At 57.5% G+C, this 12,451-nt stretch carries 4 protein-coding genes and 2 pseudogenes; 4 read left to right on the top strand and 2 right to left on the bottom strand.

What is annotated here, in order from left to right; all coding sequences use genetic code 11:
* Positions 1–9: 9 nt before the first annotated feature.
* Entirely contained in the window at positions 10–2,121 is a 2,112-nt protein-coding gene (gene brxL / locus RWJ89_RS19675) for a BREX system Lon protease-like protein BrxL (protein WP_316031291.1), read from the top strand.
* 217 nt (positions 2,122–2,338) lie between these two features.
* On the opposite strand, the gene RWJ89_RS19670 is transcribed toward brxL, so the two are convergent.
* Positions 2,339–4,672 carry an AAA family ATPase gene (locus RWJ89_RS19670; protein WP_316031290.1) on the bottom strand — a complete coding sequence of 778 codons (2,334 nt, stop codon included), beginning with the start codon at positions 4,670–4,672 and terminating at the stop codon, positions 2,339–2,341.
* 647 nt (positions 4,673–5,319) lie between these two features.
* A complete protein-coding gene (locus tag RWJ89_RS19665) occupies positions 5,320–10,422 on the bottom strand; it encodes a RecQ family ATP-dependent DNA helicase (protein WP_316031371.1) in 5,103 nt (1,700 codons plus the stop codon).
* Between the two features lie 509 nt (positions 10,423–10,931).
* Here RWJ89_RS19665 and RWJ89_RS19660 point away from each other — a divergent pair.
* The 3 genes and pseudogenes from RWJ89_RS19660 to RWJ89_RS19650 all read left to right on the top strand — a co-directional run.
* Positions 10,932–11,183: pseudogene (locus RWJ89_RS19660) on the top strand (transposase); the annotation flags it as partial.
* A gap of 105 nt (positions 11,184–11,288) precedes the next feature.
* Positions 11,289–11,575 (top strand): annotated as a pseudogene (locus RWJ89_RS19655) (3'-5' exonuclease); the annotation flags it as partial.
* 109 nt (positions 11,576–11,684) lie between these two features.
* Positions 11,685–12,107 (top strand): hypothetical protein, encoded by a 423-nt coding sequence (locus tag RWJ89_RS19650; protein WP_316031289.1) that lies wholly within the window; start codon positions 11,685–11,687, stop codon positions 12,105–12,107.
* Positions 12,108–12,451 lie beyond the last annotated feature (344 nt).

Below are 12,451 nucleotides of genomic sequence, written 5' to 3'. Positions count from 1 at the left end.
GACCGGCCCATGAGCGATCTCGACAGCAAGATCAACGAACACTTCGCAGGCTTCGTCGTCCGGAAAGACCTCGTAAAGGCCGTGAAGGGCAACGCAATCGTGCCCACCTACGTTCTCGAATATCTACTGGGGCAATATTGCGCGACGGACGACGAGGCGTCGATCCAGACGGGCATCGAAACGGTCAAGGACATCTTGCGCAAGCACTATGTCCACCGCAGCGAGGCTGGCCTCATCCAGTCGACGATCCGGGAGCGCGGCCGTTACAAGGTCATCGATCAGATCAGTGTATCGCTCAACGAGAAGACCGACAGCTATGAGGCGGTGTTCGAGAACCTCGGGATCAAGAAGGTCGCCGTCGACAGCAACACGGTCAAGACGCACCCAAAGCTGCTTGTGACCGGCGTCTGGTGCATCGCCGATGTGCAGTATGAATTTTCTGACGAGGCGCGGGTTTCGCCCTGGATCCTGGAAACGATTAAGCCGATCCAGATCGCCAAGGTGGACTATGAGCAGTATAGGGACTTACGTCGGTCCTTCTCTACGAACGAGTGGATCGATCTGCTCATGCAGAGCATCGGCTTCCGCCCTGAGGCCTTCGGGCGTCGGAGCAAGCTGCTGCAATTGCTGCGCCTCATTCCTTTCGTCGAGCGAAACTACAATCTGATTGAACTAGGCCCGAAGGGAACGGGTAAGTCGCACGTCTACTCGGAATTCTCTCCTCACGGCCAGTTGATTTCAGGCGGCGAGATTACGATCCCCAAGCTCTTCGTGAACAACTCGAACGGCCGTATCGGCCTCGTCGGCTACTGGGATGTGGTTGCTTTCGACGAGTTCGCCGGACGCGAAAAGACCGCGAACAAAGCGCTGGTCGACATCATGAAAAACTATATGGCCAACAAGACATTCTCCCGTGGGGTGAACCCAATGGGGGCAGAAGCCAGCTTCTCCTTCGTTGGCAATACAGACCACAACGTGCCCTATATGCTGAAGAACAGCGACCTCTTCGAGGCACTGCCGAGCCAGTTCCATGACTCGGCCTTCATCGACCGCTTGCATGCTTATCTGCCGGGCTGGGAGATCGACGTCATCCGCGGCGAGATGTTCACGACGGGCTACGGCTTCATCGTCGATTACCTCGCCGAAATACTGCGGCATCTGCGATCCGAGGACTTCTCCAACCGGGTTCAGCAGCATTTCAAGATCAGCGAGAAGATCTCAGAACGAGATCGCACGGCGATCTCCAAGACCATGTCAGGGCTCCTCAAGCTGATCTTTCCGGATGGCAGCCAGACAGAGGCTGAAGTCGAGGAGTTGCTCCGTCTTGCTATGGAAAGCCGCAAGCGGGTCAAGGACCAGCTTGCACGTATCGACAGCACGTACCCGGAAGTGGACTTTCACTACGTTGGTATCGACGGCGTCAAGCGCGGTGTGACCACCGTGGAGGAAGAGGAGTATCCGCAGTTCTACCACGCAAAGGGTGCCGATAGTCGGGACGAGCAGAAAGACACCGTGCTCGATATCCATTTGGCAGAGCCTTCAAAGGAGCGAAGAGAAGACACCGCTCGCGTCTCGGCACCGGTTCAGGGTCACTTTGTCTATGCGGAAAATCGCAAGGGCGTGAGCTATGACAAGCTCTTTGGGCCGCATCTTGACGGAGCGTCACTCGTAATCGTGACTGATCCATACATTCGGCTCTTCTATCAGATCCGTAATATGATGGAATTCGTGGAAATGGTGATCCGGCGAAAGCGGCCCGAGGACCAGGTACAGGTTCATCTCGTTACGGCGCCAGACGAGGGAAATTTGATGCGTCAAAGAGAGCTTCTCGACTCCATCACGGCCGCGTGCACCGGCTCCGGGGTGGAATTTAGCTGGGCCTTCGACACGTCCGGCACAGCTCATGCTCGCGATATCGTCACAGATACCGGCTGGAAGATTGTACTGGATCGAGGACTCGACATTTTCCAGCCCCCGATCAAGACAGAGGGCTTCTCACTTGGCGATCGATTGCAGGATCACCGAGTGATCAAGGGCTTTTACCTGACCTATGTGAAGGTACCGGGTGATAATGCGGACACGATCGGCCAGCAGGCGACTGGGGCAGCTCGTAGCGGGTGACAGCTTTGGGGCCGGTTGCGGACAGTCAGCAAGTGGCATCATGAAATCGACAAGCTGACGCTTATGGAGGGGTATGTCACGACGACCGGAAGGCTCGCCTATTCCGTTCTGCAGACAGTGACGCGGAGTCGATCGCCAAGACACAGACCAACGCGAGCAATCGCTAGCCCACGAGGTCGAACTTCTTCGCTAAGGCATGGGTCTCTTAGCGACTAAGCTAAGCGGCCATATTGGCATTCGCGGAGGACATCAGGCGTACCAGTTCCAATTGGCCCCGGGCATAGCGCTCAACGATAAGGATCACCTCGCTGCACGCCTCCTGTAATTCCTCGGGACTTGGTGTCTCGTCGTAGTATGTGCCATGCGACAAGTTGTTTATGAGGACGCTCTTGATGGTGAAATTCTCCTCACCCGCGAGGAACTTGACGAAGTCTGACAAAGACTCCGACTTGTCCGGATGGCAAAAGCGCCCGATAGCTTCGAGGACACAGCGAACGGCGTTGCCAGTTGTGTGGTTCGCCTCGCGGCCACTGTGGACTTCTACGATTTCTTTCAGGTGTTCCTCAAAGGGAGCAACGTATTTTGCACGGTTGGCAAGCTTGTGCACGTTCCCGGCCTTATACAGGAAGAAGGCTGACTCTTTTTCGATGATGCGATTGGTGACGCAGATATTGTAAAAATAGCTACTGTGAGTGAGGACAAGCAGCTCTGGCCTTCTTGCGCCGCCGATATCAGCGGGATTGATTGAAAAATCTCCGGCGTTGCTGATGCTAATATTCTTGAGCGTCTGCGCGATTGAAAACACAAAGTCATAAGACATTGACGTAATCGGATCGTCGAAAACAAAAAACAGCTTTGCGTAATCCGAAGTCTGCTTAACTTTCTTGTGTGCGCATGCGAGGAAATAGCAGAATGCGATGGCGGTCTTTTCACCATCACTCAGAGTGCGGCTCGCGCCTCGTGCCATTTTTTTGCTTTCTCTTCTCAATACGAAAGCGGTGCGATCAAAGGAGTACTTCGTGCCGAAGAAGCTGGAGATCAGAAGCTCAAAAGTCTGCGCCACTCGCTCTTTTACACTAGTTGAGACCTGCGACTTTTTGAGAGCTTTTAGCTCGGCCTCTGCGGCCGCTGCTTCATGATCCAGCAGATGTATAGCCGCGATATCCGCCCAATTTGAATGAGAAAACTCCACCGAAAACGTAAGGCAAGCCTCGCGGTGAAGGCTTTTCCTCTCATCGTCTGATTGCCGCACGGCCGCCGACAATTTTCCGAAGTAAGCATTGTACGCAACGATGTGAAGGTTCAACTTATCCAAAAGCGAGAATATGTCATGTTCAGGAGGAGGTACATTTGCAGATGGTGACGTACCTTTTGTCTGAATTGCTTGGAGGTAACTTTCGAACGATGCATCAAGGGAGCTGGCAGCACCGCTAATGTCTGGGAGAATTACAGACCTCTGCGACGGCACCAGCTTGCGGAGCGCTTCAAATTTCAAACCCTCCTTAGCGACCGAAGCGACGCGGTCACTTACCGTTGATCTTAGCGCTTTTACACTACTCCACGCGGCACGCAGTTGCGCCTTATGCTTTCCCTCAGCGTCAGCGAAGTACGCGAGATAAAGCTCTATGCGATCTTTCGCGGGAGGGTGGGCCACCGACTGTTTGCAGAAGGGGCAATTGTCATCGCCACCATGCCCGAGCATTTCGAGCCCGGTCTCGAAAAATTTCGGGTTGCTTTCTAGGAGGGTCTTAATGTGCTCAGACACAGTCGAAGGAGATGTGATTTGAGACAACAGGGAATCAACCGCACGCAAACTATCCGGATCGACAGCTAGTTGGCTCTGCTCTGACGGGTACTCCGGCTCAGCAGGAATAGCCTTGAGGGCGTCCAAGTCATTCAAAACCGTCTTGAATGAACGCTCTGGAAGGGATGGTTGCTCGCGCAGCGCGATGAGGCGATCAATGCCAACTTCACGGAATTCCCGAAGCTGGCGGTTAATCGACACCTTGCCGACCAACTCTTCGGACTTCTGCTTCTCAAGTAAGCTTTGAAGTTGCAAGCGAGATTTAGCAGAATCCTTTTGCTTAGTTTCGAGCCGTTTCTCTACGTCCTTGGTGTCGATATTGTCCTGATCGAGGGTGATCTCACTCGCGATATTTCCGTCCATATCATAGTCGTTTTGTCGAAGCTCTGCATGAACAAAGTCATCTGAAAAGACATGGAAAATCCGGTCGGTGCATGTGGCCGTGACGCTTGAGTTGCCATTGTCGAGAGTTAGGGACCCAAGGGCTGTTGTCCCTTGGGCCAAGGAGAAACTACCTCGCCCATCTACCGACTCTTCAGATACGAGGCTAAACGCAGCGTCCGATATATCTGATTGTTGCCCGTACATGTCTAGGTAACGCAGAGCCCGCGTAATGAACGATTTTCCTGTCCCGTTCCGCGCATAGATCATATTCCGAGCATTTTTACTTAGCGGCGCATCGAGCTTTGCGACTGGCCCAAGGCAGATTGCTTTTAACTGTAACGGCGGCTTCGGTGGTGTTGACATGCTGCGTTCCCCCTCACTGCCAGAGATACCATCATAGCGGGAGAAGTATAGGGGCAGCACTTTGGGTACCCTCATGCTTATTGCAAGCTTGAAGATTTTACGGTGTTTGGTCGGCTGACCATCCTACTGACGTCTTTCCATCCCGGAGTTGGGTGCCCGTGCGCCTTAGACCTTATGTCCGCCTCCGGGCGCTCGCTCCGGTGGTTCGAACGGCTGCAATGAGGGCGCAAAGCTGCCGGGCGCTTTATCGCTGCAGCACCGCAAACCTGAGGTCCGAAAGCAGAAATTATTGCCGCTCGCCCATCCTGTTGACTGAGGCCCAAAGCCAGGGCACAAAGGCGGCATCCACGGTACAATTTCGAGTCAGAAACTATGTGAAGATTCTCCAGATCCCGAGAACGTCCAGAGCTCAGTAAAACACGGGTGGGGACCGTATTCGGCTGCCTCAAAGAGGGGCCGCCCCCAACGACAGTGTTGGGGCCGACATCAGGCTGACGCTCCCGATGTTACAGAGCGGAAAGCAGACATTAAGTCTGTAACCGCAAAGGTCTCAAACGGGCTCAAAGCTGATCTTTTGTCATTGTCCACGCTGTGCGACGACACCGCATCGCACAGTCAAAATACTGACGTTCGTGACGAGCAAGCTATCAGCAGAACACAAGCTCTGGCACAACTACTTCCCAAACATCTCGGTGAAGGTGCACCCGGAACTCTTCCTGACTGTCGGCCTTGCGCCAGCGCACGATGGCGCCGACCTCGCCGCGGATGAAGTTGAGTCCTTCGGGAGGTGACCAGCTTTTGGCCATGCGTCCGAGAGTTTGCCCACGAGCATCCTGCATTGTCCAAGCGAGGCCATCGCGCACGATCTGAAGTGGGGCTCCTGCCTTTGCCGCCGAGATTGCGACAAGCGAGGGATGACCCGGCCCGAGACGCCCGGCCCACGACAGGTCCACGGTCTTAAGGTTCGGCACTTGGTATAGCACAGCCGGAGAATCGGCGGCATCAGAGACGTCTGGCGCGGCCCGGCGCAGCGCATACTCTTCGCCATCCGGTACGAACAAATGCTGTCCTTCGGCAATGATGGCAAGGCTACGTCGCGCTCTGGTCATGGCAACATAAAAGAGGCGGCGCGGCGCATCAGGATCCTCGCCCTTAGAGGGCCGGTCCCAACCGCCATTCAAAATGACGACATCGTCGAACTCCAAGCCTTTCGATCGATGCGCCGTCAGCAGCAGCAGTGCGCGCTGATCGCTGCGCGCATCATGGGCCCACTCAGCGAACCACTCGACGAGGTCAGGCACGGGCATGGTTTTGTTCGCAAGCTCTTTCGCCAGCGCGGCGACGCCTTCGGCGATCAGGTCCGTCCAGCGGTTGGACGGTATCGCGTTCAGCATGCCCACCAGGTTACGGACGCCCAACAAACGTGTAGTATCTCGGCGCAGAACGTCGATGAACTGCTGCATTTCGCGCAGACGCCAGATGCTGGGCAGGCTCTCATTTGCCATCTCCACCGGAATGCCGAGCGTTTCGGCATAAGCGCGCACCGGAGCCAACCGCCGCCAGTCACGAGCTATGACCGCCGCACGCGACCAACTCCACTCCGGATCGAGGCGCGATAGGCGGACGAGTTCATCAACTGCGGTCATCGCCTGCGCCACATCGCCGGATGAGCAGTCCAGCACTTGCACCCGCCCACGGGCCACAGGATCGAGCGCCGCCATCTCTCCGCCTGGCGGCACCGTGCTGCGTTTGCGATCGATGGCAATGTCATGGCCGGCTTTCATGCGGGCCGCGGCTGGCGCAACGACTGCGTTAGCGGCTGCAATGATATGCTCAGTCGAGCGGTAGTTCTCGACCAGGAACATCGGTCGTGCATTATAGTCGGCCTCGAACTGACGGATGAAGCGGATGGATGCCCCAGCGAAGGCGTAGATGTTCTGATCGTCGTCACCCACTGCAAACAAGCTGAGCCGAAGCTCCTTATCGTCAAGTGAGCGGCCTGCAACGGCGGAAATCAATGCATATTCCTCAGGGCCAATATCCTGATACTCGTCTACCAGAATCCAGCGATAGCCCTGAATCAGCGTATCACGTTGTGCCTCTGCGTCTGGTTTGCTCAGTCCTTCGCCGTTCAACTGGCGCACGGCTTCCATAACGATCCCGTCGAAGTCGTGGGAGGTCTCGCTCGACATTCCGGCAAAGCTCGCGCCCACCAGTCGCATTGCGAGGGCGTGGCAAGTGGATATGGTCACTGCAGCCGCGTCATCGCCGATCAGATGTCGCAGCCGGATGCGTATCTCGGCGGCGGCATGGCGGTTGTAAGTCAGCACCAGGATGCCGCGGGGGTCTTCGCGGCGGACACGGATCAGGTAAGCGATGCGGTGCACCAGAACACGCGTCTTGCCCGAACCCGGCCCCGCCAGCACAAGGACGTTTGTCTGTTCGCGGTCGTCAGCGACGATCTCTTGCTGAACTGGATTCTTCAGCGCCTCAACGATCGCTTTCCAGGAGCTGCCAGTGGTTTGACGCCGGATCTCACCGCCCTTGCCGGGCATCCAGCGACGCAGAAAGGCATCGCGTTCCAGCACGAAGTAATCCTCGGACAGCCGATGCGCCTGATCCATCGCAGCAAGGCCCCTTTCGGCATAGGTCGCCATCACATGGGTCTGGATCGTCTGCTCAACGTAGTGTTCCTCTAGGGGTGTAAAATCCTTCACGGTGAACTGGCCGCCCGAGGTGTTCAAATGGACCGTCATTGCCTGCCGGAAAATCGTTAGCCCTTTGCCCAGCGTTACCACCTCCTGCTCGTGCAGCCACAGAAGTGCGCGCTCCATCAGTTTTGTCATGTCCTGAATCCCGCTGCCGCGTAGCAGCGCGTCTCCTGCCAGGGTGGCGAGCAGATCACCCATCGTGGTTTCGACCTGGATATCCTTGCCGCGGCTGCCCTTTGGCAACCTTCCCAGAAGGTGTGCTAGCAACAGTTCGCCACCCTGCCGCCGCAGGTTTGCCGTCTGTTCCAATGCCTGCCAGGACCGTTGCAGCGTGACCATCAACGTGTTGCGCGAAGCCTTGCGCAGCCGCAAATTGCCCTTACCACCATCCTGATCGCGCCCGTCGCGGCCCATGCTGCGCAGCAGCTTTTCCACGATGTCGGGCCGCACAGCGCTGTGTCCCTGATTTCGGAGCGCCTGACAGGTTTCGGCCAGATGCAGGGGAATGCCTTCGGCACCTTCGGCATCGGGGGCTGCCTCTAGCATCAGGGCAATCAGCGCCGTTTCAAGCCGCGCGGCCTGCGCCAGACGCTGCTGGGAATGACCGTCGACTGCAACATGGACAAAGATCGTGACGACGACGTCGTTGCGGGCGATCCCGAGCGCCTCGAGATCGGCCAACGCCTTGTTCAGCATGCCCCCTGTTAATCCGCTGATCCCGGCCAGCTCGTCGGTGGAAATGCCCTGATCGGGCGGCGCGTTCATCAAGTGGCGCGTAATATCCAGAAGCTGCTTGCGACGGGTGCCGGTGATTGCGGCCTTGGCCAGGATGGCCTCGACTTCCTCCAGGTTGCGGATCCTGAGGGATGAGGGAAAGACCTGAACCCTGTTCTCCTCTCGGCTCAGCAGCGTGGCTTCCTCCAGCCAGGACACCGCGGTCTTCACCCTGGTGTCGTCGGTGTTGATGTCGCGCTCAAACTCCTGATCGCGTTCAGCTCGGACAACTTCGCCTGAGGTGGCCACCACGGTGCCGGTCTTCTTCGTCCGCTCGTCAAGTCGCCGCAGGGCCTTCAGGATCGCGCCGATTTCGTGCCGGGCCAGACGCGAGCGAGCCGAAAGCGAGAACTGGCGCTCGACGTCCTCTTCGGCAAAGAGCAGCACGCAATTGGCATGAGCGCGGTCGCGGCCGGCCCGCCCGGCTTCCTGCAAGTAGTTTTCCAGTGATCCGGGAATGTCGCCATGGACCACCAGTCGGATGTCGGGTTTGTCGATCCCCATGCCGAAGGCGTTGGTCGCAGCGATAATTCGCAGTTCGCCGATGCGAAATCGTTCCTGAATGTCACGCTTCTCCTCGGACGTCAGCCCGGCGTGGAACCGTTCCGCAGACAGACCCTGCTGCTTGAGGAACTCGGCAACGCGCTGCGTCTCGCTACGCGTGGCGCAATAGACCACTGCACCCGAAGCGCCCTCCTGTGGTAGCTTGGTCTCGATCACGTCGAGGATGTCGGCCAGCTTGGTGCCCCGCTGCGTCGGCCGGACCTCGAAACTGAGATTAGTGCGCACTGCGCCACCGTCCAGCAGCAAAAGTTCGCATCCAAGCCGTGACTTGAAATGCTCTCGGATGTCACGCACCACTTCGGGTTTGGCGGTGGCGGTCAAGCAGAGCACTTGCGCGGGCGCTTCATCCCCCGAGGACTCCTTGATGAAGCGGCTTACATAGCGGTAGTCCGGCCGGAAATCGTGGCCCCATTTCGACACGCAATGCGCCTCGTCCAGCACCCACAGCCCGATCGCGCGCTGCGCGAGAACCGATCGGACCGAGTTGCTGCGCAGTTGCTCGGGCGAGATCAGCAGCATTGCCGCCTCTCCCATGCGCACCCGGTCCAGCGCATCCTGCCGCTCAGGCATCGAAAGCATTCCGTTGAGGGTTACGGCAGAGGAGATTCCTGCCCGCGCCATGCCCTGCACCTGATCGGCCATCAACGCGACCAGCGGCGAGATCACTACCGTCAGCGCTCCGGTCTTGTCGAACTTCAACAGGGCGGGGATCTGATAGCAGACCGATTTGCCGGTGCCGGTCGGCAGAATACCGAGGACGCTCGACCCGCGCATCGTCTCATCGACGATCCGCTCCTGCAGGGGGCGGCCCATATCATCCACCGGCTCAGCGCGGAAGGCATCGAACCCGAACCAGCGCGACAACGCGCGGACCGGGTCGTTCTTCTCGCTACACCAGGTGCAATCCGGGCTTTTGCAATTGGCGTCGCGTAGGTGCCCCACGATCAGTGCAGCCTCGCGGAACTGCGCCCGGACCCAAGGTGGCATGACGGAATCCCCGCCCGCGACCAAGATCCAGGACAAAGCATAGGCCATCGGCCAACCAAGCTGCGGGTTCGATAGGCGGTTCAGCGTCTGCTCGACCCGCCTCTCGCAGGCGCGCCCCGCCAGGAGCCGTGAGATCGCTTCTCTTGCCACAAGAGGGTCGGGCGCAGGAGCACCGCGAACCTCCCGAAACACCGCGTCGAACCCGTCTGGGTTCTCCATTCTCGTAGCAAGGAAATGATAGGCTGCGACGGCATCGGGTTGGTCGGCGTTCTGCTGGGTCAGAGCCGCGAGTTGATTGCGCAGTACCTGAAACACCAGTCGCGCATCCAGTTCCGGGTCATTGATATGGCCCGCTTGCAGGCGCCCGTCATGGTAGTGCTTGACCAGGTGGTGGTAGGGATTCCGCGGAAATGCGAGCGGATTGAGCCATAGAGTGTCTATCGGTGATCTAACAATATTCGCCAGCCTGGGCCGCACCGCGAAAAGATGAGGCAAGTCATGCCGAAGTACGTTGTGGCCGAGCAGATGCACGCCGCCAGTTGCTTCGGCTTCCAGGCGATTTAGGGCTGCCAGGAGATCGCGCTTTTTTGCCAGTATTGCGGGCCGAGCATCATCGCGCACCGCCGCAAAAGCGAAGATGCTGGCGGTTGCAGGATCAACTTCTAGGTCGATCGAAACGCAACGCTGTAGGAAGGGTTCTAAAGGTTCAGTCATACGCAACAATTTTATTCACGTGATGAAACGATTTTCGATCATGGTCGTGCGTTTGGCGAAAGGTCAACGTTCAACTTGTGCTACACAAGAACTTTGCCGGATGGCCACCTATCTAGCTCAGTTTTATAACGCAATCCTATAGCGTGGCCACTGTCGCGACCGCCCCTGATATACATCACAGAGGGCATGTGCGCCGGAGTTCTTGGCGCGGCGGTAACCAGTCGCAAAGCAATATCCGCCCAATGCAGCATCTCTCCCCCATAGTACACAGTACTTCGATGCCAAGAGATAACGCGACGGGCTGAGGACTCTAAAGGCGGGCTTGCAACCGGAGGGTTGAGTGGAGATCCGCTTTCGATCCGGCAGACACCATGTGCTCAAGATCTGCGTTGAGGGCGCGAAGCTGCCGGGCGCTATGGCCGCCTGACCGCAAACTTGAGGTGCGCACGCGGAAATTATTACCGCTCCACCGTCCTGTTAACTGATGCCCAAAGCCAGGGCACAAAGGTATGTCTGCGCCTAGCTCTGGAACTAGAAACTTCCATATGATCGAGGCCGTTGCGGAGCGGCTGGAGGGCGCGCCGCGGCAGTTTCGGCGTCGTTGGTCCGATGAGTTTAAAGAGCGGGCAGTGGCTGAGGCGATGGAGCCCGGCGCAAGCGTTTCAGCGATCGCGCATCGCATCGGCATTCATCCATCACAACTATTTGGCTGGCGTCGTGATGCTCGTGTCGGACAAGGACGCTCGTCGTTGTCTGCGGCTGTCGAGGCGGAATCTGGGCCGGTTTGCTGCGCGAGGGCGGTGATCGAGGTGGTTAAGGGACAACCCATAGTCCCGAACCAGTCGGTCCGAGACCTCCCGTGTGTGGGCGTGCCACGGCTGGATGAGGACTACCTGACCCTCTCAACGATCCACTCCGCGAAAGGACAGGAGTGGCGCTCCGTTTTCATGCTGAAAGTTGTCGACTGATGCATCCCCTCCGATCTCGGAACCGGGACGACGGACGACATCGAGAAAGAACGGCGGCTTCTCTACGTCGGCATGACGCGCGCAAAGACAGTCTGACGCTTGTCACCCCTCAGCGGTTCTTCACCGGGGGCCAGAACGCCCAGGGCGACCGCCATGTCTACGCATCAAGAATGCGATATTCCCCCACTGGAAAGTCGCGACCATCGGAAGCTTGGCGAGTTGGTCAGCCAGAGGAAGGGTTCAGGGCATATGGGCCATCTGCAAGCTCGTGACTCAGAACCAAGGAAAAACGACATGGAACCCACAAAGGATGAAATCTCACGAGCCGCAGGCTACTTTCACGAAGCCAATCAACTTCTTGCTCAGCGCTTCAACTACTCGCTTGTTGCCCATTCCATGGCGCTCACCGCCTATGCAACATGCATCGGCTTTGGTTCGGCCAACAACCCGATCGTCGCTGCGCTCGTAGCTTTCTTCGGTGCGTATTACTCAATCGTGCAATTTATCATCACCCATCCTCTTTCTAAGCGCATCGATGCCCTCAGAGCAGCCTATCTGATGAAAGACGACGTGTACCTAGTTTACAAGAATGCCGTCGGCGGTAACCGTCCGCGCGGCGTGCAGAGCGTTCACGTTCCATTCGTCTTGTTTTTCTGCTGGGCGCTGTTGTTCGTTTATGCCCTCGTCGCGTCTTTCCGCCTGGGTTTGCCTTTCTAGGTTAGAGCCCTCTATGGAACAGCCTCGGCCAATCCCACCGAGATCTGTGAGAGGATTTGCCATATCTACGCTGTCTCCAGGCCTCTGAGAGTCGAGCGCGTCATGCCCTCCAACCGTTTCGGTCGCAAGGTCTGTTTTTCGTACGCGGGCACTCGGCTGAGTGTAGTTTGATCGAGGAATCACCACCGGGGGGGGTACTGGCGGACATCAGGTATCCTAAGCAGGATGGAGAGCGTGCAAACCCAAGTGGTATTCCTGTACGGCCTAACTGGCTATCATCGGCAAGCCAATCCGGCCAAAACTCGGGCCCTCAGTCAATACGGGTCTGAAGCGGAGATAATTTC

Source organism: Rhizobium sp. 10PS4, from assembly GCF_032464805.1.
In the GTDB taxonomy this organism is placed as follows: Bacteria; Pseudomonadota; Alphaproteobacteria; order Rhizobiales; family Rhizobiaceae; genus Rhizobium; species Rhizobium laguerreae.
The sequence above is the reverse complement of the archived record's forward strand: the minus strand, read 5'-3'. Positions and strand labels throughout refer to the sequence as shown.